This window comes from Gimesia aquarii (genome assembly GCF_007748175.1).
Taxonomy (GTDB): Bacteria; Planctomycetota; Planctomycetia; order Planctomycetales; family Planctomycetaceae; genus Gimesia; species Gimesia aquarii_A.
The window spans coordinates 130,317-153,291 of the sequence record NZ_CP037422.1 but is presented as its reverse complement, the minus strand read 5'-3'; the positions used below and the strand labels follow the sequence as shown (position 1 = coordinate 153,291).

Annotated in this window: 25 protein-coding genes; 12 read left to right on the top strand and 13 right to left on the bottom strand. The window is 41.5% G+C overall.

Annotated features, from left to right (window positions below; genetic code table 11):
• Positions 1-29: 29 nt before the first annotated feature.
• On the top strand, positions 30-860 hold the full coding sequence (locus tag V202x_RS00660; protein WP_145170260.1) for a hypothetical protein: 831 nt from the start codon (positions 30-32) through the stop codon (positions 858-860).
• A gap of 23 nt (positions 861-883) precedes the next feature.
• Here the strand turns inward: V202x_RS00660 and V202x_RS00655 are convergent, their stop codons facing one another.
• Positions 884-1,525 (bottom strand): class I SAM-dependent methyltransferase, encoded by a 642-nt coding sequence (locus tag V202x_RS00655; protein WP_232099049.1) that lies wholly within the window; start codon positions 1,523-1,525, stop codon positions 884-886.
• Between the two features lie 1,217 nt (positions 1,526-2,742).
• Between V202x_RS00655 and V202x_RS00650 the strand changes: the two genes are divergently transcribed.
• The 6 genes from V202x_RS00650 to V202x_RS00625 all read left to right on the top strand — a co-directional run bounded on the left by V202x_RS00650 (position 2,743) and on the right by V202x_RS00625 (position 9,096).
• Positions 2,743-3,156, top strand: a complete 414-nt coding sequence (locus V202x_RS00650; protein WP_145170256.1) for an ExbD/TolR family protein — start codon at positions 2,743-2,745, stop codon at positions 3,154-3,156.
• Positions 3,157-3,164: 8 nt separating this feature from the next.
• Entirely contained in the window at positions 3,165-5,408 is a 2,244-nt protein-coding gene (locus V202x_RS00645; protein WP_145170254.1) for a terpene cyclase/mutase family protein, read from the top strand.
• A gap of 164 nt (positions 5,409-5,572) precedes the next feature.
• Entirely contained in the window at positions 5,573-7,087 is a 1,515-nt protein-coding gene (locus tag V202x_RS00640; protein ID WP_145170252.1) for a carboxypeptidase M32, read from the top strand.
• A gap of 42 nt (positions 7,088-7,129) precedes the next feature.
• Positions 7,130-7,693, top strand: a complete 564-nt coding sequence (locus V202x_RS00635; protein ID WP_144979873.1) for a TlpA family protein disulfide reductase — start codon at positions 7,130-7,132, stop codon at positions 7,691-7,693.
• An 84-nt stretch (positions 7,694-7,777) separates the two neighbouring features.
• The gene (locus V202x_RS00630) at positions 7,778-8,584 is read left to right on the top strand and encodes an alpha/beta fold hydrolase (RefSeq protein WP_145170250.1); all 807 of its coding nucleotides are present in this window, start codon (positions 7,778-7,780) and stop codon (positions 8,582-8,584) included.
• 131 nt (positions 8,585-8,715) lie between these two features.
• A complete protein-coding gene (locus tag V202x_RS00625; protein ID WP_144979867.1) occupies positions 8,716-9,096 on the top strand; it encodes a rhodanese-like domain-containing protein in 381 nt (126 codons plus the stop codon).
• Positions 9,097-9,203: 107 nt separating this feature from the next.
• Here V202x_RS00625 and V202x_RS27300 read toward each other — a convergent pair whose 3' ends face one another.
• The 3 genes from V202x_RS27300 to V202x_RS00615 form a co-directional block, all read right to left on the bottom strand.
• Positions 9,204-9,368: a hypothetical protein gene (locus V202x_RS27300; protein WP_197993149.1), complete on the bottom strand. Its 165-nt coding sequence runs from the start codon at positions 9,366-9,368 to the stop codon at positions 9,204-9,206.
• Positions 9,349-10,221 carry a hypothetical protein gene (locus tag V202x_RS00620; protein WP_145170248.1) on the bottom strand — a complete coding sequence of 291 codons (873 nt, stop codon included), beginning with the start codon at positions 10,219-10,221 and terminating at the stop codon, positions 9,349-9,351. The genes V202x_RS27300 and V202x_RS00620 overlap by 20 nt, the downstream gene beginning before the upstream one ends.
• A 67-nt stretch (positions 10,222-10,288) precedes the next feature.
• Positions 10,289-10,972 carry a hypothetical protein gene (locus V202x_RS00615; RefSeq protein WP_145170246.1) on the bottom strand — a complete coding sequence of 228 codons (684 nt, stop codon included), beginning with the start codon at positions 10,970-10,972 and terminating at the stop codon, positions 10,289-10,291.
• Between the two features lie 791 nt (positions 10,973-11,763).
• Between V202x_RS00615 and V202x_RS00610 the strand changes: the two genes are divergently transcribed.
• The 3 genes from V202x_RS00610 to V202x_RS00600 all read left to right on the top strand — a co-directional run bounded on the left by V202x_RS00610 (position 11,764) and on the right by V202x_RS00600 (position 14,969).
• On the top strand, positions 11,764-12,414 hold the full coding sequence (locus V202x_RS00610) for an STAS domain-containing protein (protein ID WP_145170244.1): 651 nt from the start codon (positions 11,764-11,766) through the stop codon (positions 12,412-12,414).
• Positions 12,415-12,490: 76 nt separating this feature from the next.
• Positions 12,491-13,729 carry a GspE/PulE family protein gene (locus tag V202x_RS00605; RefSeq protein ID WP_145170242.1) on the top strand — a complete coding sequence of 413 codons (1,239 nt, stop codon included), beginning with the start codon at positions 12,491-12,493 and terminating at the stop codon, positions 13,727-13,729.
• 244 nt (positions 13,730-13,973) lie between these two features.
• Positions 13,974-14,969 (top strand): hypothetical protein, encoded by a 996-nt coding sequence (locus V202x_RS00600; protein ID WP_145170240.1) that lies wholly within the window; start codon positions 13,974-13,976, stop codon positions 14,967-14,969.
• A gap of 315 nt (positions 14,970-15,284) precedes the next feature.
• Here V202x_RS00600 and V202x_RS00595 read toward each other — a convergent pair whose 3' ends face one another.
• From V202x_RS00595 to V202x_RS00585, 3 genes are all read right to left on the bottom strand, one after another.
• Complete coding sequence (locus V202x_RS00595; RefSeq protein ID WP_145170238.1) at positions 15,285-16,061, bottom strand: hypothetical protein; 777 nt, start codon at positions 16,059-16,061, stop codon at positions 15,285-15,287.
• Positions 16,062-16,098: 37 nt separating this feature from the next.
• Positions 16,099-17,352: a sulfatase-like hydrolase/transferase gene (locus tag V202x_RS00590; protein WP_232098749.1), complete on the bottom strand. Its 1,254-nt coding sequence runs from the start codon at positions 17,350-17,352 to the stop codon at positions 16,099-16,101.
• 199 nt (positions 17,353-17,551) lie between these two features.
• Positions 17,552-18,214, bottom strand: a complete 663-nt coding sequence (locus tag V202x_RS00585; RefSeq protein ID WP_145170234.1) for a transaldolase family protein — start codon at positions 18,212-18,214, stop codon at positions 17,552-17,554.
• A 214-nt stretch (positions 18,215-18,428) separates the two neighbouring features.
• Between V202x_RS00585 and V202x_RS00580 the strand changes: the two genes are divergently transcribed.
• The gene (locus tag V202x_RS00580) at positions 18,429-19,277 is read left to right on the top strand and encodes a glucosamine-6-phosphate isomerase (RefSeq protein WP_197993148.1); all 849 of its coding nucleotides are present in this window, start codon (positions 18,429-18,431) and stop codon (positions 19,275-19,277) included.
• 42 nt (positions 19,278-19,319) lie between these two features.
• Positions 19,320-20,030, top strand: coding sequence for a PIG-L deacetylase family protein (locus tag V202x_RS00575; RefSeq protein WP_145170230.1), 711 nt, complete (start codon positions 19,320-19,322; stop codon positions 20,028-20,030).
• Between the two features lie 30 nt (positions 20,031-20,060).
• On the opposite strand, the gene V202x_RS00570 is transcribed toward V202x_RS00575, so the two are convergent.
• The 6 genes from V202x_RS00570 to V202x_RS00545 all read right to left on the bottom strand — a co-directional run bounded on the left by V202x_RS00570 (position 20,061) and on the right by V202x_RS00545 (position 22,966).
• Complete coding sequence (locus V202x_RS00570) at positions 20,061-21,179, bottom strand: AAA family ATPase (protein ID WP_145170228.1); 1,119 nt, start codon at positions 21,177-21,179, stop codon at positions 20,061-20,063.
• Entirely contained in the window at positions 21,158-21,709 is a 552-nt protein-coding gene (locus V202x_RS00565; RefSeq protein WP_145170226.1) for a ParB/RepB/Spo0J family partition protein, read from the bottom strand. Before V202x_RS00565 ends, V202x_RS00570 begins: the two co-directional genes overlap by 22 nt.
• A 28-nt stretch (positions 21,710-21,737) precedes the next feature.
• Positions 21,738-21,998: a hypothetical protein gene (locus tag V202x_RS00560; RefSeq protein ID WP_145170224.1), complete on the bottom strand. Its 261-nt coding sequence runs from the start codon at positions 21,996-21,998 to the stop codon at positions 21,738-21,740.
• 131 nt (positions 21,999-22,129) lie between these two features.
• On the bottom strand, positions 22,130-22,426 hold the full coding sequence (locus V202x_RS00555) for a hypothetical protein (protein WP_145170222.1): 297 nt from the start codon (positions 22,424-22,426) through the stop codon (positions 22,130-22,132).
• A gap of 19 nt (positions 22,427-22,445) precedes the next feature.
• A complete protein-coding gene (locus V202x_RS00550) occupies positions 22,446-22,694 on the bottom strand; it encodes a hypothetical protein (protein ID WP_145170220.1) in 249 nt (82 codons plus the stop codon).
• Positions 22,694-22,966, bottom strand: coding sequence for a hypothetical protein (locus tag V202x_RS00545; RefSeq protein WP_144979819.1), 273 nt, complete (start codon positions 22,964-22,966; stop codon positions 22,694-22,696). Before V202x_RS00545 ends, V202x_RS00550 begins: the two co-directional genes overlap by 1 nt.
• Positions 22,967-22,975 lie beyond the last annotated feature (9 nt).

The following is a 22,975-nucleotide window of genomic DNA, read 5'->3' as shown; positions in this document are numbered from 1 at the left end:
TGAAATTTGATCATACGATGAATTCTTACATGCCTGAGAAAGACGAATCGCACTTTAATAAGCATGCCCCAAATGCTCTTAACGAAACCGATTGGGTAGATTATATTGTCGCCTATATCGTGGCATTGCAACGTTTTTTTCGAATCCCACTGTTACATCTTCAGGCTGATCGAAAAGAAACCATCGAAAAAAGAAGCACTTTTTTTTTACCTTTAGCAGGTACTAGTTTAGCTTTGTTATTAACTTTGCTATTGGCTGTCTTACAGTTTTTTTGGCCTTTAGGAATTGCTGTTTTGTTACTTGGCTCACTAGAGCTGCTATTTCTGCGTACTTTCGTTCCTGAAGCGATCCCTCAGTGCCGTGAGCTGTTAGCTCCTCAAAAATCATCTATTTCATCTGGCAACATTTTTGTTCTGACTATCATTTTCATGCTATTACGGATGGGCCTCATTTATCAGCTTATTGTTGATTTTAATTCGATGCTCACAGCTTGTATCCTGATTCTAACTTCGATTTCTTTAGGAACCTGGATTATCCCTTTTTCCATCAGCTTTACCATATCTCACGACGAATCAGCCAGGTGGGTTAATCCCAACCGTCCATTATCTAAGAAACAACTGATCTACGGCAGTTCATTCTTAATCGGATTGCTACTGCTGGGAACCTGGGCTTCGTTGAATCGTTTACTCCCAGCACTCGTAGTCTCTGGCTTACTATTGTATTGGATTATGAGAAAACTAGGTGACCATGACAAAGAAATCACAGATACTCACCTCGAAGGGCTTGCTTCTCTCTTTCAGATCGTGTTTCTTCTAGTATGTACGATCGATTATTCTTTTTTAAATAAATTATCAGCGTAGGTTAAAAACTGCTTAGCCATTGCTTAAATCCGTTGCCTTAATTCAGCCTTCATCAAACCTCTTTGAAACTCTCTTAGCGCTCTCAGTTGAAAGCCTTTACTTTCAAGAATTTCGGCTGGATCGATCAAACTGCGCGATTGAATTTTAGCTACAACTCTAAAAAATACATACATAACCTTCATCCATGCGAGTGACCTTACTCGTGGAAGTAATCCACTGGAGATCTGAAAGTCAGCATATAACCAAATAGCGGTCTCTTCACAGGCTGCCGCAATTTTAGAGATGCTTTTTTTCAATCCCTGTTCATTAAAAAGATCTAAAAAGAAGTTGGTCACAACCAAATCATAATTCTGACAAGGCATTGATTCAGACATCAAATCACAATGAAAAAACTCAACAAGGCTCAACTCATTCGATGAAAATTTCTGTAGCCGTTTTCGGGCGAGTTCCAGCATCTTCTCGCTGGAATCAATATAATGAATTTTTTCGAATTTGTTCTCTTTGATCAACTCTACTAAGAATCGACCATCCCCTTCACCAATTAATGCAACTTTTTTTACACAGGGTAATTCAGAAAGGAATGCTGTCCTACAACATTGCATTTGGTTGTTAAAGACTATTTTTTCCAGTCGTTCAAAATAAGGAGCAATCCGATTGAAACTCATCACGAAAAACTCAAAAAAATACACGGTGTGAGCATCGAAAAATCTGCCAAAACAGGTTTTATGTGAGTGCTTAGTGAGCGTCGATCAAGCACTAATAAAAAAAATGCGCTCAACAATACGGAGAACTCAAATACTAGAGTTCGACCCATTAATACCACAAAACAACAGACAATGACTTGCAACCAAACAAACCAAAGTAAAATAGATTGAAAGTGATGAATTTGTCTTGGATTTCTTGTAAAAAAAGAGACTTCTCCCACCTGTTCATCCGCTGAATATTCCCAGCGAGAAATTGAAAGACAGTTCAAACTACACAAACTCAAAAAACAAATAAAGGTCCAGGCTGAATACAAACTCCAGTGACCGACTTGAAGTAGTACAAAAAAATGGGAAGCCGAGGAAAAGAATAACCCCACCAAGAATTCTCTAGGAACTATCGCTCTCATTTGGCGTGGAAAACAAAAACAACCCAGGAAATAAATTAATAATAACCCCAATAAACAAAAGCCCCACACGATTTCAGTGAGACTCAAGGCATGAAATAAAAACAGGACTGAAAAAGTAGCAATCAATGCCCAGATACATATCAAAGGTTTAAAATGAGTTGTGGCAAATTGGTGTCGAGGTAGTTTACAATAAACAGCAGGCATTCGAAGACTATCTAGCAGGCGATCACCAGAATAAGATAACCAGGTGACACTAAATAAGATCAAATAATGATGGAAATAGATATCAACTGAGTATATAGAGGAAAAACACCAAAGCCAGACAACTCCCACCAAAGGGGCATCAAAACTCGTTGAATTGATGAGCAGTAATGTCCTTTCTGAGAATCCTCGTAGACCACTTTCTGAAAGCGTTTCTGCCTCCAAGTATGATGCACCTATCGCTGAGGAATTCCCAAACATTCTCGAATACATTTTACTTAACATCAACAACCTAAATGACTTTTGTCTATTTTATTTGATTAATCCGTGGACGTAATTAGAAATATGATTGTCATATTCTAATACAGTTATGTTTTAATGAACGATTCTTGTTGGCAGTCACTTAGCTATAATAGTGACATAATATATCGAAACCAGTCGGCTGCTGCATAAAATTCACCTATTGAATCACATACAAAACTTCGCATACAGTATACGGCCCGGTCAAGTTACATAAAAAAGAAAAAGGAACTTTTGCGGACTACAATAGCACATTTTAGGAGTGTAAGCATGCCGTTAAAAACGGGTACTGTTGAAGAGCCTAAGCTCGATTTAACACCCATGATTGATATTGTTTTTTTACTGATCATTTTTTTTATGGTTGGAACTCAGTTTACGGAAATGGAACGTCAATACGATATCAAACTACCAACGGTAACTGATGCGAAACCATTAACGAACTTGCCCGATGATATTGTAGTGAATATACAACAGGATGGAGAAATTTCTGTAAATGGTGAAAATAAAAGTCTTTCGGAATTAGAAGTTACATTAAAAACAGCAAGACAAAATTTTCCAGGTCAAGCTGTTGTGATCAGAGGTGATGCAACAGGGCCTTATCAGAACGTAATGAATATTTTAGAGATTTGCCACCGTGTAAAAATACGTTCTGTTTCTTTGGCAAATCGATTAAGTGACGAGTAAGTAGTACTATGAATAATCGAATCGACAACCTAATAGAGAAAATTCTAGCTGGTCGAAACGTTTCTTTTGACCAGGTTCTTTGGGGCGTCTTAATTTTGGCGGCAATCTTCGCCTCGATTCATTTATTATCCATGCTGGTAACACGATGGGGAGACAAAAACGCATCGTCAAAAGCGCTACTCTTTTCAATTATTGTTCATCTGTCATTATCTTTGGGCGTTGTAACATTATGGCCTGATTATGCACCAAAATCATTGGCAGAAACTCAACCAGAGCAAGAGGAAATTGAAATTAAACAAATTCTGGCAGAGAGTACCGAAACCACAGAAAGTAAACAAACTGGAAACACACCGGTCTGGGAGAAACTTACCAATCCTAAAAAACAGGAACTGTCACGAATCGATCTAACAAGACCAGAATTCACTCCTTTAATGGCTCCGCCTGAAAAAAAACGTTCCCAGGAAATCTCTGAGTCACCAATTCCCGATGTCGTTTCCAAAACTGAGCTACCCATTACCCCTTCGAAAGTTAAAGCCGAAAGTATAAGCCAAAAACGAATTCAATCTCAGGCCCCACTCGAAATTACAGACATTACTGCTGAATCACGTGCTGAGGTTTCTGTTCCTTCAACGTCAACAATTCGCAGCAAGATGGTACGTACAGGCCAAAAAAATCAGAATGTTGAACGACAATCGGCCCTTGGCACTGTTGATCGAATACAACCTACATTTAACAACGAACAGAAAACTCTCGCAATCAATGCACAATCTGATCCCAAGTCTACATTGGAACGTAGAACCCAAGGTAGTATGCTCCGAAAAAGAACAGGCCCTGCTCCTTCCAATTTGAAGTTGAATACAACCGGGGTTGAGTCAGGGAGCTCAACATCTAGTAATTCGAATGTGGCACCAACCAAACCACGTTTTACGAGAAGGAAAACTAAAACAATGCGGTCTGCGTCTCAGGGCGTAATTCAGCGTTCTGCGCCGCAAACTCCAGCAGGAAAAGCAAATCCGAATTCAGAACGTTTACTGGCTGAGCGAAGCCGTCTTCCACTCTCAATGAGTAGACAAGGGCCTCAGCCTGATGCATTTCGCCCAAACTTCGACGCAGTCGCAAATCGAACGAAAGCAAATATTCCAGCGACATATCGACTAAGAAACCTGTCCAAGCGTAAAGAGATTGCTCAGCGGTTTGGAGGTACACAAGAATCTGAGAGAGCTGTTGAAGCCAGCCTGAAATGGTTGGCAACTCATCAGGATCAAGCCGGTTTTTGGGATGCAGATCGGTTTGGTGCGGGAAAAGTTAGAATTGATGAACAGGGAATCGACCGACGGAATGCGGGTGCTCAAGCCGACGCTGGATTGACCTCTTTAGCAATCCTGGCATTTCTAGGCGCAGGTTATACCCAGGAAGAAGGACAATATTCCGATAATATCAATCGCGCCATCCAGTGGATGATAGCTCATCAAAGACCCGACGGATTCCTTGGAGGTGAGGCAACTCACTATGCCCGTATGTACTCACACGCGATGGCAACCTATTCTTTAGCCGAAGCGTATGGTTTACAAAACAATCCCAAATTAAACCCAAAGTTGCGTGAGGCGATTGCGCGGGCTATTTCGTATATCGTAGAAAACCAGAATCCCTATGACGGCGGTTGGCGGTACGTAAAAGGCCAGAAAAGTGACATGAGCATGTTCGGATGGCAATTAATGGCTCTCAAAAGTGCAGAAATTGCAGGAATCCCAATTCCAGCAAATACGAAGCAACTAATGGTTAAGTTTTTAAAAGATCGAAGTTTGGGTAAAAACAATGGTCTTGCCACTTACAGAATGGTTGAGCCTCCGACGCCACCAACACCAGCTATGACCGCGGAATCATTATTTTGTAAACAGATGCTGGGAATCAGAAGAGATAATCCATCCTGTAAGGAAGCGATTCAGTTCATCGCAGAGCGTCCTCCACGCCGTTCAGAATATAATCTTTATTATTGGTACTACGGGACATTAGCCATGTATCAGTATGGTGGTACGCCCTGGAGAGAATGGAACGAAGATTTGCGTGAATTACTAATTTCTGAACAAATTACACATGGAGAAAATGCAGGAAGTTGGGATCCAAGACCACCGTGGGGACTATATGGAGGGCGACTCTACTCAACGACGTTAAGCACCCTCTGCCTTGAAGTCTATTATCGTTTTTTACCTCTCTATCAAATGGGAGGCCGATATGAAGATGAAACAAAGTAGAAATAATAGAATCAAAAATTGTTGCATTCGCTGATCAAATTGATTTATTTTTTCACATCCTATACATCACACTGTGATATAGTTTGCATTTCACAATAATCAAAATATCACACTGAAAACGATGACTGTTTTAATCAGTCATTTCCCTAAGAAAGAACCAACCAATGAATGCTTCAATCAAAGCATACGATGAATTAGTTACACGACTAAAGCAGACTGCTTTATTGGCTTCCTGTTCCGCCGTTTTGGAATGGGACGAGCAAACTTATCTACCTCCTGATGGAACTTCACATCGAGCTGATCAGCTTGCGTTGCTGGCTGGTATAATTCATGAGCAGGCCACAGATCCCGAAATAGGGAATCTGCTTCATAAGTTGGAAGCAGATTCCATCTTTGATCAAGAGTCCATGGAAAGCGCTAACATTCGAGAAGCTCGTCATGAATATGACCGGGCCACAAAGCTACCACGGCGGCTGGTCGAAGAACTATCGAAAGTAGCTACTCTATCACATCATGCTTGGGTTGAAGCACGCAAAAAAAATCGATTTCAGGATTTTTTGCCTTGGCTAGAGCAAATGATAGACCTCAAACGAGAACAGGCATCCGCGATAGGCTATCAGGGGACGACCGCCTATGACGCTCTTCTTGATGGTTATGAACCTGGTGCCACTTCTGAAATGATAGAGCAGGCTTTTATTCCTTTACGAAATGAATTGGTTTCTTTGGTTTCAGCGATCAAAGATTCTGGGATTACCCCTGATGTCTCAATCCTGACGAGAAAGTATCCCGTTGAGAAGCAACGTGAATTTAGCATTTCAGCAGCCAAAACAATTGGCTTTAATTTCAATGCTGGCCGGCTCGATATTGCGGCTCATCCATTCTGTAGCGGTTTGGGACCAGGGGATTGTCGATTAACAACACGTTATGACGAACACCATTTCCCCGGAGCTTTCTTTGGAACTCTTCACGAAGCGGGACATGGAATTTATGAGCAAGGGCTTTGCCAGGAGCATTTTGGGACTCCTGTGGGCAGTTCAACGTCGCTTGGTATTCATGAATCACAATCAAGAATGTGGGAAAATCTTATCGGGCGAAGTCGTGCATTCTGGGACTATTTTTATAAACCCGCCCAGAATCTATTTTCAGAAGCACTTTCGGACATTGATCAAGAAGATTTTTATCGCGCCATTAACGATGTCCGCCCTTCATTTATTCGCGTAGAAGCAGATGAAGTGACTTATAATTTGCATATTATGTTACGCTTTGAGTTAGAAAAGTCATTAATTTCAGGCGACCTCAAACCAGTCGATCTAGAGGCTGTCTGGAATGAGAAATTCACAGAATATTTTGGAATCACTCCTGATAGTTCCTCAAACGGGTGTCTACAAGATGTTCATTGGAGTGCTGGATTGATTGGTTATTTCCCTACTTACGCTTTGGGCAACATGTACGCCGCTCATTTTTTTAACGCGGCAGAAAAAGAGCTGGGGGACATCACTCAGCTCATTAGAAAAGGTTCTTTTTCACCTTTAAAAGATTGGCTAAACGAAAATGTTCATCGACGAGGCAAACTGTATCGGGCAAATCGCTTAGTTGAAGTCGTTGCAGGTGAATCACTCTCTCATAAGCCCTTAATCAGTCAATTACAAAGCAAATACAGTGAACTCTACAATTTATAATATCTAATTCAGAAACGAATCATATTTGCAGAAAGTGCTATTATGGCCAATCAAAGTGTTAAAAAAGATTTCTTACTGGCTCTTGCACTTGTCGTTGCTGGAACAATTTTATTTTCTGCTTGGTTTGGTTTCAAAATACTGGGTACACCTCAAGCAACGAGTAACCGTGCGGAATTAAAGGTAGGAAAAACCGCCCCTCCCATTCAAGCCGCAGGCTGGGTAAACGGTGACCCTTATCAAAAAGGTAACCTGAAAGGCAAAGTCATCGTCGTAGATGCCTGGGCAACGTGGTGTTTACCTTGTCGACTACAAGCGCCTCACATCGTCGAAACGTACCAAAAATTTAAAGACCAGGATGTCGTCTTCATTGGGCTCACTGCAGAAGGTGAAGAAATGCTCCCTGCAATTCAACAGTGGCTCGAAGAAACCGGGATTACTTGGTCAAACGGATATGGAGCTCTCGATACACTCATTGCTTTCAATGCAGATTTTATTCCGCAAGTATGGGTGATCGGACCTGATGGGAAAATCGTATGGAACGTTGATTCTGAGCCTAAAGAATCCTTAGAACAAGGTATCACCCGTGCTTTGACTCAAGTTCAATAAGCAGTTAAATCAAAAAGCTTATCTTCATTCTTTGTTGATTTTTACAAATCAATTTTTTCTCGATGCATACAAAAGGATAGACGAATGCGTCACCAGTTCGTTGAGATAAATGTCAATTCGATCAAAATGAATGTACTCAAGGAAGGTACAGGCCCCCCGCTGCTCTTTGTTCATGGATTTCCATTAGATCACAAAATGTGGCAGGCACAAACAGAATATTTTAAAAAGGACTTCACAGTACTCGCTCCTGACTTACGTGGTTTTGGACATTCCGAAGTGACTTATGGAACTGTCACAATGGAACAACATGCAGAGGACTTGAATACTTTACTGAATCAGCTCAACTTTGCAGAGCCAATCATTTTTTGTGGCCTTTCCATGGGAGGATATATCGCCTGGGAATTTTGGAAAAAATTCCCGGAGCGTTTACGCGCATTCATTCTTTGTGATACACGTCCAGGTTCGGACTCAGAGGAAGGCATCAACAATCGATTAAAAATGGTTGACCTTGTGCTGAAACACGGATCAAAATCAATTGCATCGTCTATGGTTCCAAATCTAATTAGCGAGTCTTCTCAACGTGATCAACCTGAGATAGCCAAAAGTCTTATTGAGACGATTGAATCGACGGACCGTGAAGGAATTGCTGCCAGCCAACGTGGAATGGCAGAACGAAAAGATTACACTCATATGATGGCCGAGATACAAGTTCCTACTTTAGTCATCGTCGGAAGTGAAGACCAATTAACGCCACCAGACGTTATGAAATCAATATATGCTCAAATACCATTTGCAACATATCTTGAAATACCTAATGCGGGTCATATGGCACCGATGGAAGCACCTTGCGCTGTGAATCAGGGAATAGAAGATTTTTTAAATTCCTGTTAATATGCAAGTCTTTGAGTGAATCAATTTTTCACCAGCTTTTTAAACAGAGATATGACATAATAAATTTGAGTCTTTACTAAGACTCTTGTGCTCAAAAAAATATAACTACTCCCTAAATTTAGAGGCATGAGATGGCTAAAGATCATTCTAAACGTTTTCTGGACATCGTTGCGGATGCAAAATCACGCATTCTTGAATGCACAGTTCATGATGTAAAAAGGCGTGGAGAACAAGGTGAAGCGTTTCATCTCATCGACGTAAGAGAGGATCATGAGTTTAGTGCAGGAAGAATACCAAATGCCAAACATCTTGGTAAAGGAATCATTGAACGTGATGTAGAACAGATGATACCAGACACATCCTCACTTTTGATACTCTACTGTGGAGGTGGTTTTCGTTCTGCTCTAGCGGCAGACAATCTGCAGAAAATGGGCTATACACAAGTCATTTCTATGGATGGAGGATTTAGCGGCTGGAAAGCCGCGGGATTTGAAATTGAAACTGAAGCGTAAATATCACTTCGCAAATACCAATCATTGGAATTAAATAATGAATCACACTAAAAAAGCACTGTGCCTGGTAAGGCACAGTGCTTTTGTCGTCGATTTTTTTAATAATTTTAGCCGCCTAACTCCCAATTATAGCTGCTTAATTCCATTACAAGAAATAAGATCCCAAATAACAAGGCAGCCAATGAAACAAAAAGCAGTCCTACGTAGATATTGGGGCCCCCTGACTCACCTGAGGCGGCTTTTCCTTTTGATTTAGAGCTTCGAGTTGACATGGTCACCTTTCTCAATTACGCCATTCTTAGCAGCGTCAATAACAGTCCCGACAGCTTTATCAGGATCTACATATACAAGTTCAATCTTACCAAGATATTTAGGACGATTTCCATTGGCTTTAGTACCAAAACGATAAACGAACAATTGATGCCCTTTGCTGAGACCATCATCACTTCCCAATGAAACTTCGACAAACTTAGTTCCATTTCGTTTATCCTTTTTGGTATTGAGAATCAAACCTTCCACTGCAGGTGGAGGTGACTGCATACCAGCAATCGCCGGATCCTTAGGGTCGACTCCAAGGTTAGCAACAATTTTATTTAAGTATTTGAGTTCATTCAGCAGCTTATTTTGCTTAGCAACCAAATTCTTTTCTCGAATTGATTGAGTAAAAATTGTATCTTCTAAATTTTTAATCTTTGCTCGCAAGTCGTTGACGGTATTGTGAAGTGTCTTATTGACAACTCGTTGTCTGCCTGATTCCTGACGTCGAAACTTTGCTTCCTCACCAGTCGTTTCTGCCTGTGCCACCGAAGTATCTCGTTCAGCACGTACTGTTTCTAACTGGTTTTGGTAAGACTTACTCTGCTGCTCTAGAAGCTTATTCGCAGCCTTAGCTTTTTGTGCTTCACTAAGAGCATCATTTACTTTCTGAGTCGTTTCAGTTTTATAATTACTGTACTCAGATTCTAATTCAGCCATACTTGTCTGTATGTTTTTTAAATTACCTTCAAGTTTTTTACTCTCTGCGCGCCAATTATTTTGGGCTGTATATACAGCCCCTGCAAAGCCCATGAAACAGACGCTGAGAATAACTTGAACGACGACCAGTATTTTGCCGACAAACGACATCTAATCGCTCCTAAATACTTAATTTAAATGACGAGTTTGTTTTGATAGCACTTGAGTTAAAATTCCGTTATTTTTGTGAGATGCTATTTTCTTCATAGTTAGTACCCTTAACTGCCTTCTGCAGCAATTCCTTCTGCCTTTGAAGACGCTGTACTTTACCTTCGATCCTGGCAATATAATCACGTAGCGTTTTTTGTTGCTCTTGTGCTAAATAGTTTTCATTCCGAATTTCATCAATCTGATCTTGTAACCGAAAAACATCAGACCTTCGTTCAGCTGCTTCTTGATTCACTTCTAATGTCTGTTGGCTGATTTTAATTCCCTCATTGGCAAGTTGAGTGATCTCAGTATCCAAGGCAGCAATTTTTTGACTCAATTCTGCTGCCATTAAATCCATTGCCTCACGATCCAGTTTATTGATCTTTTCCCAATTCGCTTTTGCTTTTTCTAAGGGTGGTATTGTCTTTGTGATTTGATCAATTTTTTCGTTTTGCTGTTGAATCTTATGCTTCTGAGCAGCAACGATCACTTTTGCTAAAACAGGAGACGTTGAAATTTGCTCGCCCCCCCGTCTGGTTTTAACTGACCATGTCAATATCTCACCTGGCTGAGGTTCAAACAGGTAGTCCGTCATTTTGGCTGCCTCTTTTTGCCAGTTGGGGCCTCCCACTGAACTAACTGCGGCAAATCCCATAAAAGCGATACTAGCAAAGAGCACTAGTACTAACAGGATTTTACTAAAACGGGTCATTGATGCATTCCTGGATCTCTAAAGAGACCTTTATCTTATTTACTGGTTCAAACTAATTATGATTTATAATTTGAGTTTTATCTATCTACTTCGATCTAAGCTCGAGATAATAATTGTTTTCATTGAATACAAGCTAGAAATGAATCCGTTTTCATCATCGCTTGGCTTTAAATAGAAGCCAATATTCAGAATTCATCACGATTCTCAGACGTGTAATGTAAAATACTACCCACAACTTGTGCGCAAAAACAACCTATTTTGTGAAATCGGTCATTCTTTAATTATAAGTACGCCAAAAAACCATAGTCAAACTGAATTTCGGCTAACTGTTTGGTATTTAACTGTTTGACCTTTCTAACTTGGCTGGCAGATACAATCCCTACCTTCAGAAAACTTGACATAATATCCAGAACGTCAAAGTGGCTTTCACTATGACATTGTTAATGTTAATGGATATTTCGCAATTTGTGTTGAAATCATCATCTCAACTCAGTCTACACAGCCTTGAAGTGATCAATTGAACCCTTATGCACTCACACTACATAAAAATTGTAATTCGCATTTGTTAATATGTAATTAAGCAAACTCGTTTCTCTAGAAATACTTATTAAATCTTGTACTTTGGTCCGAATTGAGATAGGTAAAATCAAACTGCATTGCTATTTTGAATCAGATTCAGAAATTTATTGCTATCACTAAAGCAGTGACAAAAACCAGTATGCAATGATGAAACATTGAGCTAATGCAGGGCCCCGATACAGTCTGTATCGAGATTAGTTGGAGATTGGTTTATGGCTACCCAAGAAGTTCCTTACCTCATTACCACTGTCAATGACCACCTCAAGGTTCAACTCCTTCCAGAACTGAATGAATCTGCCTGGAATGAATTAGAGGCTTTAGGGGACCTACTCCTTCTGGAACTCAAAAACCAAAAGAGTCCATCAGTTATCATTGATTTAACAAAACTGACTTACATCAGCAGTTCGTTGGTTGCTGTTGTTATTCAAGTGTGGAAACTGGTTGATGAACAAGGTGGAAAAACGGCGATTCTTAACACCAGTGATATGGTAGAAGAGGTGCTTAAGATTTCCGGGCTCCAAAAAGTTTGGCGTATTTACTCTAGTGAAGAAGAAGCAATTGCGCATTTAAGTCAGGCTTTAAAACAAGAACGGATCGAAAGGCGACGTATTTTCTCTATGCCAATACTCTTGGGCATTGTTGCACTTTTGTCTGCCGCTGCTTGTTTTGCTCTATATATAAGTGACTCCCTAAATCTCAATCCAAAATCCACATTAATTGCTACGATCTCCTTCTCAGTTGCGGGAGTACTTCTTGGAGCAACCGCTCTGAAAGACCGAAGAAAAAATTTGAGAATTATGGGAGTGGTAGTTCTGACTTGTAGCATCATCTTAGGTGGAATCGGATTAGTCAAACTTATCTAAAGGTTGATGATAAACGATTTCTAGATTCGATAAACCCAATTCAGCGATTAATGTTAGGACAGAAAGAGTCAAAGTGATGTCAGAGAAACCAGATAATGCAAACAAGAAAGAGGGACGCCAGCAGGCACTACAGGCAGAGCTAAGAGAACTAGTCGATGTCGTAGGTCCAGGACCACTCGTTGACCTATTGATGGAAAGAGCTTTTCAGTTACAGGCGACTGATATCCACTTGGACCCTCTCGAGGATGGTCTGCGACTTCGTTTGAGAGTAGATGGTATGTTGCATGATATTATACAGCTTCCCAAAGAAGCCGCTGCCTCAGTCATTTCACGGCTCAAACTAGCTGCAAATATGGATATCACTGAGAGACGCCTTGCCCAGGATGGTCACATTAATAATGAGACACTTCAAAATCGCCGTGATATTCGAGTTGGTTCAGGTCCAACTATTCACGGTGAACGACTCGTCTTGCGACTAATGCCAGACCATAAGCGTTTTACAGAATTTAACGAATTAGGACTCAGCGATCATCAGATATCCGAGATTACCGGATACTGCCATGCTCCCTACGGAATGATCTTGAGTGTTGGGCCCGTAGGTTCGGGAAAGAGCACAACCATTTATAGTTGTCTCGACTACCTAAACCAACCCGAAATGAGTCTGTCAACGATTGAAGACCCAGTTGAACGTCGGATCGAAGGTGTCAATCAAATTCAAATAGACCCCAAAATTGGGTTTAGTTTTGCCGAAGCCTTAAGGGGAGTTCTTCGACAAGATCCTAACGTAATCATGGTAGGAGAAATCCGTGATTCTGAAACGGCACATATTGCCGTCAGAGCAGGACTCACTGGTATCCGTGTACTCTCGACTCTTCACTCCAATGATGCCGTTGCTGCAATTGACGTATTCAGAGAATTTGGAATACCTTCAATGTTTATCACGGATAGTCTCCAGGGCATCATTTCTCAACGTTTAATTAGATGTATCTGTGAAAAATGCAGAATACCTGATCAACTAGATGCGGGAGCATGTGAATATCTTGGAACCAACTCAGATCAATTGTCAGAATCTAAAATAGCAAAAGGAGCTGGTTGCGAGCATTGTTTTCAGACTGGTTACGTAGGTCGTACAGGTATTTTTGAAACACTTGGAATTCAAGGTGAATTGCGAGATGCCATTCTTAGAGGAGCATCACAAACAGAAATCCAAAAGATGGCAATTGGCTCGGGAATGACCACCATGGAAGACTCTGGTAAAGCAAAAATACTTGAAGGAGTTACGACCGTACAAGAACTTCATCGTGTTCTTGTTTAGTCTAACCGACTAAAAGTAGCATCCATTTAGAATTTCGAGGTCTAACTCGACCTGTTTGTACAGTAAAAAGGGCTTTTTGCATTCTGCTTCCGGTTTTGCCGATTATCTCTTACTTCTTAAGAAAAAAAGAATTCAATTCTAATCGTTCCGATATATAATTATAATTAGGAGCATATTCAAATCTAAGATCTATCGGTCGGGCCATCTCCCATTGTTTATGCAGTTTGATGTGAGATCGCGTCCAATGAATTTAAACAAAATAGAAATGTCTGGTAAAGAACTCTCTCAGAATCTCCAGACAGTTTTATCCCAGTCGGCTACGATTTCCATGTCGAATCAAACTAATTCTGCAACTCAAGATGTGATGAATTTATCTCATTCATCACAAATGAAGAGACAGAGTTTTTCTGCTCAACCTCAGTCACTAGCCAAAGAGGATGATGAGCCTGTCCTTTCATTTAAAGAAAAGGCAGTCATTTGGATTGCCAGTTTCACAGCGACGGGATACTTAATTTCATTTCTTTTTCATTCGACCGCTCTGACAATCATGGCGATAGTCATTGTGGGTGGCATCCAGGGAAATGATGATTTCTCGACACTTGCCAGCCTAGATGACAAAGATAACTTTGGCTTAAACGACCCATTGGACACACGCATTGATGAAGAAGCAGGTGGAAAAACCACCGAATTCAATATTATGCAGCCGGTAAAAACATTGACAGGTGAGAATGATTCGACACTAAAGGAAATTGAAGAAGATTTCTCTATGCATCTCGGAAAAGGTGAAGGAGAAGAAGATGGAGACGGAAAAGGAAATGGGGGAGGCGATTTTAAATTTAAACCAATGGGAAATGCTGTTACTGTCGGAAGCTTTACAGCCTGGACAGTTCCCAAGGATCCAGACCTCAACGAAGATTATTTGATTATTATTCAGGTCAAACTACCCTATAGTTACAAATCAACCCGTTATCGCGCTTCAGATTTATCGGGAATGGTACTTGGAACTGATAAGCACCGCCAATCAATTCCCTGGGACGTCCGTTGGCCAAACTCGACCTTTACACCCCAGCTCAAAGGCGAAGTTAGACCCGTAAAAAAAGGGGGTTACTTACCAGTAAAGAAGCGAGTCTCACAATTAATCGTAAAAGTCCCAGGTTCAAAAATTCCCGCAACTCGCGACACTATCAAAATCGAATCTAAAATTCTAAAAGAGAAACGCACATTAGAAATAGTCTTTTAAGATAATTCGCTTTAAAACTCATCCCTTTCTCCTTTGATAGTATAAATCCAGCCGTACCTATAAATCTCCCCAAAGTTGGCCCAGTGTGCAGGCTCTTCAGACAGATTTCCCTGACAATAAGGACAAGGAAGAAGTGGTTGCTCAGGAAACAGGGGCTTACTGTCTAAATAAGTTGAAAGCCAAACCGCGTCGCATTCATCGCACAAAATCACCACATCACTTTCTTTGCTACAGATGCGGATTCCTAAGTTCCCTTGTTCACAAAAGGGACAAGTCCCAACGTAGTACATAAATTTTGACCTTGCCCTCAAAACATCACAAAGGAAATGCTGTGATCACATTGGTTCCTTCGAGTATTAATCGTATTTTGAAGGCAGGAGGCTTCCCCTGTTTGTTACCAACCTGACCTCCAACAAATCCAATACGACGCCCCATGTCTACAGTATAGACGATTCGATTCCTTTCCTTTTTTTTCTCTACGCTCTTTCGACCCTTGTTCGCTTGAAGATAGGCCTCATCAATTAATGCAAGTACCTTTTTTCTATTGCCCTCCCCAGCAAAAACTCCATGTTTCCCTGGACGGTTAGGCTGATCTTCAGCATGACGCATAACATGGAGTAGCCGATGTTTTTCCCGGCTACCGGGGCCATATTTTAAACCGGCAGCTGACTCCCAGACTTTACTGCCTAAATCTCGGAGCTGTCCTAATTCTAGACTGGGCTTTGCAGTTTTTGATTGTTTTGAAGAGTTTAGTGGTGGTGGTCGGTTCGAATTCGCTGGAGTCTGTTTTTTAGATACTTGTGAAGAGGTAACCGGATAGTTCTTTGATTTTGAAATATCAGTTTCATTTTGCTGAACCAGATCCGATTGTTGAGCCTCTAACTCTTTTTCAAGATTTGATTGACGACTCGCTTCTTTAAAAGGATCAAGAACGTTTTGTGCTCTCGACTCTTCAGAATTTAAAACCGATTGATCATTCGTATGGTTTCTCTCGCCTTGAATCACTAAGTAGATAATCAGAAAAAGAACTACTGTAACTGTCCAACCCAATGAGCTAACTTTTGTTCGAGTTCGTTTATTTGGCTGGTTCATAGTTCGTATCTTATTTTTGCTTTTAGAAGGCTCAGCTTCATTTCGAGAGCGATGTCTGGTAGCGACGATAAATTTGCTTAAGGCGTTCTAGTTTCGCAGGATTGCTGGCAGCAAGATTGCGTTTTTCGCCAGGATCATTCGATAGGTCTACTAGAAAAAGTTGATCCTGCTTGGTAAGTTGACCTTGCTGACTCGTATCACGAGGATTCCCCAATAACTTCCAATCACCTTCTCGAATGGCCCAGCTTTTACCAATTTGCCAATAGAAATCACGATGGGGGCTCTGCGCTTCTGATGAATCAATGACTGTTTTTAGACTTTTCCCGTTTAGTTTTTGTTGTGGAAGAGGTGTACCAGTTAGTTCTGCGATGGTCGGTAGCCAGTCACAGCCTGTTGCCATTTGATGACGTTCTTCTCCCTTGGCGATTGTTCCAGGCCAGGAAATCATGGCAGGGACACGAATCCCTCCTTCAAATAAACTAAACTTGGCGCCACGAAAAGGTCCTGCGCTACCTCCCCCCCCGAATGTTCTTTCTTCCTGTGAATGCCCATGATCAGATTGAAAAATGACGATTGTATCTTCACGAAGTTTGAACTCATCAAGTGTTTTTAATACTTCGCCGATACAGTCATCCATCGTAGAAACAAACGCAGCATACTTATTTCGTGGACTAGGAAGATGTGCGTATTTCTTTCGCCACTTATCAGTTGCCTGCAAGGGGTAATGAGGAACATTGATCGCCCAATATAAAAAAAACGGTTCATCTCTGTGTTCTTTGATATAGTTCTGACATTGCTGAACCATCAGATCAGGAAAATATGTACCATCATGCCATACTTCTTTTCCGTTTTTCCACAAATCGTGTCGATTGGGACCATTCCAGTAAAAGAAGTGGGAATAGTTATCGATGCAGCCTCCCATATGGCCAAACGATTCATCAAATCCTTGTCCATTTGGCATTGTTTCTTCTGTATAACCCAAGTGCCACTTACCCACATGCCCTGTTCGATATCCTGCATCTTTTAACATTTCGGCAATCGTAACCTGCTCGGCAGGCATCCCACTTTTGCCATGTTTCGATGAAACATTTCCGGGAACACCCGCTCGCTGAGGAAACTTACCTGTCAACAAACCTGCACGAGAAGGGGAGCAAACAGGAGCCGCGGCATAAAACTGTGTAAACCGAATTCCCCTTTTGGCAATCGAATCCATATGGGGTGTAATCAAGTCTTTCGCTCCATAACAATTGAGATCAATAGATCCCTGATCATCTGTAAAAATAATAATCACATTCGGTTTTTCTGAACGCTCTAATGCACACGCCTTGTCGGTAGAGAATAATACTAAGCATAGAAATAAACTCAAAAAATAAAAAAGAAAACCAAACCGCGTTATTCCAGAGCAAATACCACTGATAATGAACATACTAAGTCCTGACTTGATCGAAACATTGAAGCGAAGAGATTCATGAATTTAAAAATGCCTAGAGCTAACTTTTTGGCGTCGCGTCCCATGCATCCTGGAATACTTTCTCTCCATGGACTGTGTAAGGGTTTTGCATGCTATCCTGATACACGACAAGACCTGCAGTCACACAATGGGCTCCCGCAAGAGCAACATCTGCAATCTGCCGAGCATTCCGAATCGCAGCCGCAATAATTTGTGAATCATACTGATGTCGTTCCAGCATTTCGGCGACTTCCAGAATGAATTCTGTTGTCGAATCGCCATAATTTTCTTTCCATCCAATAAAGGGGCTGAGAAAGTACGCTCCCGCTCGAGCCGCATGCCATGCCTGTGCAACTGAAAAAATTAAAGTGGCATTCGTCCGAATTCCCTGCTTAGTCAACTCGCGAATCGCTTTAAACCCTTCTTCGCTGGCGCCCACTTTCACTACAAAATTAGGAGACATTTTGGAAAGCTGGATTCCTTGTTCTACGATCTGTTCCCAATCTGTAATATGTGGATCCACTTCCACACTCACAGGTTTATCAGTGCCAGTGAACAATTCTGCGATCTCTTCAATTACTTTCAAAAAAGGCTTACCAGAATTATTGATATGCTTGGGGTTTGTTGTAAGTCCATCCAAGTCCCAATATTCAAGGCTGTGCTTAATCTCATCTGTGATTGCACTATCCAGAAACAATTTCATTGTGAATTCCATTACTCAAGATAAAATGATTTGAAAATCGTAACATAAACTTTTGAAGTCAATTGGTCACGAAGACCTGTTGTGTTCTAATACATTTATTATAGGTTCATCTGATTTGATAATTCTATGCTGCGATTTTATTCCATGAATATTTCACGCTGAAATAAGTTATCAAAGCTAAATCATGCCTCAAAGCAAAAGTACTCTCAACACAATGACGACTGAATTTCCTGATTACCTTAAAATCAATCGTGACGCTTTAGTTAAAGGAACGGCAGTTAAGCTTTCTGTAGTTAAAGACATGTCTGAGATTGCTCAACATATGGCAACGGCAATGTTTAAGGCTATAAAAGTGGCAGAGCAAAATGGTCACCCTGCCACATTGATCGTTCCTGTTGGCCCCGTCGATCAATATCCTATATTGGCTGACATGTTGAATCAAAACCAATACTCAATTAGAGATGTCATGCTGATCAATATGGATGAATATCTGACAGACGACGATCAATGGGTCGATATCTCCCACCCACTCAGCTTTCGTGGCTATATGAATCGTAAATTCTATGACTTATTGAATCCGGAATTATCACCTTTACCCGAAAATCGCATCTGTCCCGATCCAAATAATGTTGGTGCTATCCAACAATTAATCGATCAACGGGGAGGAGTAGATGCCTGCTTTGGTGGGATTGGGATTAATGGTCATATCGCCTTCAATGAACCACCCGAACCAGGGCATATGATTCCAACGGAAGAATTCTTACAGCTACCTACCCGTAACCTCAATTTAACCCGGGAAACAAGAACTATTAACTCTGTAACCGTAGGCGGTGAAATTTCCATAATCCCCTGGCGCGCTGTGACGATTGGAATGAAAGAAATTCTTGCTGCTAAAGAACAGCACTTCTATTGTAACCGCATCTGGCAAAGTTCGGTCATTCGCAGAGTCCTTCAAGGCCCCATTACTGGCGACTGCCCGGCTTCGCTTTTGCGAACGCACTCTGATGTTTCTCTCACAGTTGCGGAATACGTTGCTGATCTCCCCGACATTCGGCTACGTTAATTTTATATTTTAATCCACTTGTAATGAACTCTGTTGAGCAAAATGAAATTAAACTTCCAACAAGAACGCATTCTCGCTGTTGTAGCTCACCCCGATGATGCAGAATTATTATGCGCGGGTACTTTGGCGCGTGCCCATCATGAAGGCGCTTCCGTCGGAATATGCATACTCTGTCAAGGAGACAAAGGACAACCAGAACCACCTATCGAGAAACTAGCCGAAGCACGACGTCAAGAAATGCAAATGGCTGCGAAACTGCTTGGTGCAGATCTCTTTTTTGGTGAAAATCCGGATGGCGCCCTATTTGACAACTTGGAACAGCGCCGTAATTTAACAGAGATCATGCGGCGGTTTTCACCAACGCTTGTATTGGCACATTCGCCATTAGACTATCACGCAGACCATCGTGCTGCTTCTGTTATCACGGAAGCAGCTACGTGGTTCAGTGCCTCTACTGGAAACCAGACACCGTCACCGGCTTTGAACCAGCCACCTGTTCTCTGGTGGATGGATACTGTGAACATGACACAATTTGAGCCACATTTATACATCGATGTAAGTGAATATGTCAGCATAAAACTGGACATGCTCAACTGCCACCAAAGCCAATTACAACGCGGCAAGGACTCGAGCTTCTCTCCTCTTCAAGACCTTATGCTCCAGCAATGCAGGATTCGTGGCACTCAGTCGGGTGTCCCGTCTGCAGAAGCCTTTCAATGCCACACCGCCTGGAAGCGCTGTTGTGCATGGTAATACTTGTGAGGCAGAGGGCTTTCGCTCTATTCAAATCAGGCCAAATCTCATTGCTTCTTTCCTTCGTCCAGGACCGATAAATTGAAAGCTGGCGGTAATTCTTCCCGCACTGCCAGAAACTCGACTTTTTCTGATTCGCTGAAAGCCATATTGATGCTGAACTGTAGATGGTTTGCGAGTCATTCTCCATAAACTTGACCTCGCTCGATGGCGAATCATGGCAGGATGTCCTGTGACACTTGTGTACGGTTTCTTGCAAACGTAAAGAGATGCTACATACTCACTCATGGCATTTCCAATACCAACTCCTTGAAAGTCAGGGAGACAGACTGTTCGATGCTCTCTGAATGATGGGGTTGTTTTGTGTGGAAAATGAATCACTGCAGTGAAAGCTGCTGGCTTATCGTCGACTAATGCCATAAAACAGTTAGCAGACTTATGAATTGTTGAATCTAAATAGTGATGTTTCCGGAATAGAGACCACGCACTTCGATGCACGTTAATAATTTTGAGGGAGATCGGGGGTCGCGACTGCCTTTCACACCTCCATTGAAATTCCTCAGACGCTGGTTGATAAATCCAGTCAGGATTAAGCCAGTCGATAATGTCGTAATGGCACGTAACGGCGATAAATTTTTGCTGCCTTCTCCGAACTGATTTTGCAATGGCACTACTTCCGATTTGAGCAACAGTCCGATCAACTACTGACGTAAACTCATCGAGGACCACAAATTTTGGTTGCTCGGCTAAAGTCCGTGCTATCGTCACTCGAAACTGTTCGCCATTGGAAAGTACACGAAAAGGTCTTAACCAACTGGGAGGTGAAGAAAAACCAACTGAAGAAAGGAGGCCTGTGATTTCTTTAATTCCCATATCATTAGGAAAAGAATCCAGAATACTTTTGTTTTCAAACCATTTGAAGTCTCCAATTAACTCTTTATGGAAAAGCGTTTTGGCAATGGTAGTCTTTCCACATCCAGAAGGACCGACAATTAAACCAATGTTCCATGCATGATCATTTAGAGGTATTTCTACAGAAAACTCAACACGGCTCTTTTTTTCAACTGCAATGCCAAATATCCCCTCTAGTTGCATGACACGAGGAGTCCGTACGATATTACTTTCCTTTATAATATCCACGCGCGACATGTCAGACCTTCTTTTTTCAGTCGCTGTAAAAGCATTATCTGTTCGGATTCATCTTTGCAATCAATCAAAATACTGAAAGAGTCTGTTAAGAGATGTGACTCGTCTTTACCGGTTACCATTTCCAACAATTCAGAATCATGACTCATCAGAGTATTCAGTAAACTCTGTAGTTCCTTTGATTCGGTAGAAATCGAAGAAATCAATTTATTTAATGCAACCTGATCAGTGCCTGCCATGGATGTAACCATATCAAATGTTGCCAATATTTTATCGGCTTCAGATTTTGTTACATCCAAAATCAGACATGGGACTTTTTCATTTTCAGCGAGATCAGCGCGTAAATGACCATCAATCAATTCAAACGTCCCATTGTTACAATCTCTTACAAGGCAAGCTGAAGCGAACCCTACATCTTTTAGAATTGTACTTAATGCTGACTTTTGTGATGGAGGATGAACGCGCCAGTTTTTCACATTGCGTTTGAGTTGTGAGGCTTTGATACGCCGGAAGCTTTTTACGCGATCTTTCATTTTACATAATCACTCGTTTTAAATTCTATTACATACAGTCCAAACAGCGATTGGCTCCATAGCGTTGACGTATCTGATCTTTGTGATAATCACCCTTAAAAATGGGTGCTCCGCATCGGGCACAGGACGAAATCGGTTCATGCTTTACCAATACTGAATTGACAACTAAATCGGGATATTCGGCTTCAATCAATTTTGCTGCCAATACATGTGTTTGCGCTTCACAATCAAGACGTTTTACAGGACGTTGATTTTTTTCACGAGCAAGATAAACAATAAAATGAGGCATTGTCACAGTCCTTTTCAAGTAGGGATACATAGGTCTTAAACGAAGTTCAATGCTCATTCTAAAGGAAAGTCCAGCGCTGTCATGAGGTGCATTTAAGCATGGGTGCTCAAACAGAACAACAATTTATATTCTTACTTCACCAGCTCTAAATCAAATAAAGTATCGCTATCAATGGGTATTACGACCTCTTTAACTGAATTGTTTTTCAAAGCGTCTGCAATCAACCAACCACCAATCGGCACACCTGCACCCATAGCGAGCATTCCCGCACCCAATGTTAGCTTGGCGATTGTACCTGCAGTTCCTTTCTTCTCTGCTGACAGATACTGATGAATTACACTATTGTCGTCTCCGATATGCATATCCTCACCCTCTGGGCGATTATTGTCTGTGATCTCTTTCCCAAGTAGTTTTTCTCGTGTGGACATCACCAACGATTCGACATTGTTAAATCGGCGGCTCGCTTGCCGCAAATTCTCCGCTCTCTCCCCTGCTTTGATTGACCAAAAATGTTTCGCTATCTTCTCCTGCCACGTCTTCGGTTGGGTCTCCTCCGTCATTTTTTTCGCTCCATAATTGTACAAGTTGACCGAACGTTCCGTTTTGAAACGCTCGGTCTAACTCGTTGTTCTGTTCAATCAAGCAGTTATGAAACTCATTGTTTTGCCTGATTAATTCTTCCAGAGGATCGTCCATTAGGCAGCAGCCGGCCCACCTGGATTGACTTTGGATTGAACCTCACGAATACCAACCGCTTCATCAAGGGTTACCATTCGCTTGTTTTCCAAATAGTCATAATCAACAATTTTTTGAACGGTCACAAAGTTATTCTGTGCCACCGTCCCGGTTTGCATGAGTTGCGTCAACATGTGATTCGCAACGTTTTCCGATAAATCCACAGCAGCCATCTCCTTTTCTCCTTCATCCTCAATAGGGATTTCAACATCTAAAATCTCGCCGCCTGGCATTATGAGGCC

Bases quoted from the DNA above. Each gene is read 5' to 3' on its own strand.
- V202x_RS00660 (WP_145170260.1), top strand. From the start codon at position 30: ATGCCTGAGAAAGACGAATCGCACTTTAATAAGCATGCCCCAAATGCT.
- V202x_RS00655 (WP_232099049.1), bottom strand. From the start codon at position 1,525: ATGAGTTTCAATCGGATTGCTCCTTATTTTGAACGACTGGAAAAAATA.
- V202x_RS00650 (WP_145170256.1), top strand. From the start codon at position 2,743: ATGCCGTTAAAAACGGGTACTGTTGAAGAGCCTAAGCTCGATTTAACA.
- V202x_RS00645 (WP_145170254.1), top strand. From the start codon at position 3,165: ATGAATAATCGAATCGACAACCTAATAGAGAAAATTCTAGCTGGTCGA.
- V202x_RS00640 (WP_145170252.1), top strand. From the start codon at position 5,573: ATGAATGCTTCAATCAAAGCATACGATGAATTAGTTACACGACTAAAG.
- V202x_RS00635 (WP_144979873.1), top strand. From the start codon at position 7,130: ATGGCCAATCAAAGTGTTAAAAAAGATTTCTTACTGGCTCTTGCACTT.
- V202x_RS00630 (WP_145170250.1), top strand. From the start codon at position 7,778: ATGCGTCACCAGTTCGTTGAGATAAATGTCAATTCGATCAAAATGAAT.
- V202x_RS00625 (WP_144979867.1), top strand. From the start codon at position 8,716: ATGGCTAAAGATCATTCTAAACGTTTTCTGGACATCGTTGCGGATGCA.
- V202x_RS27300 (WP_197993149.1), bottom strand. From the start codon at position 9,368: ATGTCAACTCGAAGCTCTAAATCAAAAGGAAAAGCCGCCTCAGGTGAG.
- V202x_RS00620 (WP_145170248.1), bottom strand. From the start codon at position 10,221: ATGTCGTTTGTCGGCAAAATACTGGTCGTCGTTCAAGTTATTCTCAGC.
- V202x_RS00615 (WP_145170246.1), bottom strand. From the start codon at position 10,972: ATGACCCGTTTTAGTAAAATCCTGTTAGTACTAGTGCTCTTTGCTAGT.
- V202x_RS00610 (WP_145170244.1), top strand. From the start codon at position 11,764: ATGGCTACCCAAGAAGTTCCTTACCTCATTACCACTGTCAATGACCAC.
- V202x_RS00605 (WP_145170242.1), top strand. From the start codon at position 12,491: ATGTCAGAGAAACCAGATAATGCAAACAAGAAAGAGGGACGCCAGCAG.
- V202x_RS00600 (WP_145170240.1), top strand. From the start codon at position 13,974: ATGAATTTAAACAAAATAGAAATGTCTGGTAAAGAACTCTCTCAGAAT.
- V202x_RS00595 (WP_145170238.1), bottom strand. From the start codon at position 16,061: ATGAACCAGCCAAATAAACGAACTCGAACAAAAGTTAGCTCATTGGGT.
- V202x_RS00585 (WP_145170234.1), bottom strand. From the start codon at position 18,214: ATGAAATTGTTTCTGGATAGTGCAATCACAGATGAGATTAAGCACAGC.
- V202x_RS00580 (WP_197993148.1), top strand. From the start codon at position 18,429: ATGACGACTGAATTTCCTGATTACCTTAAAATCAATCGTGACGCTTTA.
- V202x_RS00575 (WP_145170230.1), top strand. From the start codon at position 19,320: ATGAAATTAAACTTCCAACAAGAACGCATTCTCGCTGTTGTAGCTCAC.
- V202x_RS00570 (WP_145170228.1), bottom strand. From the start codon at position 21,179: ATGTCGCGCGTGGATATTATAAAGGAAAGTAATATCGTACGGACTCCT.
- V202x_RS00565 (WP_145170226.1), bottom strand. From the start codon at position 21,709: ATGAAAGATCGCGTAAAAAGCTTCCGGCGTATCAAAGCCTCACAACTC.
- V202x_RS00560 (WP_145170224.1), bottom strand. From the start codon at position 21,998: ATGCCTCATTTTATTGTTTATCTTGCTCGTGAAAAAAATCAACGTCCT.
- V202x_RS00555 (WP_145170222.1), bottom strand. From the start codon at position 22,426: ATGTCCACACGAGAAAAACTACTTGGGAAAGAGATCACAGACAATAAT.
- V202x_RS00550 (WP_145170220.1), bottom strand. From the start codon at position 22,694: ATGGACGATCCTCTGGAAGAATTAATCAGGCAAAACAATGAGTTTCAT.
- V202x_RS00545 (WP_144979819.1), bottom strand. From the start codon at position 22,966: ATGCCAGGCGGCGAGATTTTAGATGTTGAAATCCCTATTGAGGATGAA.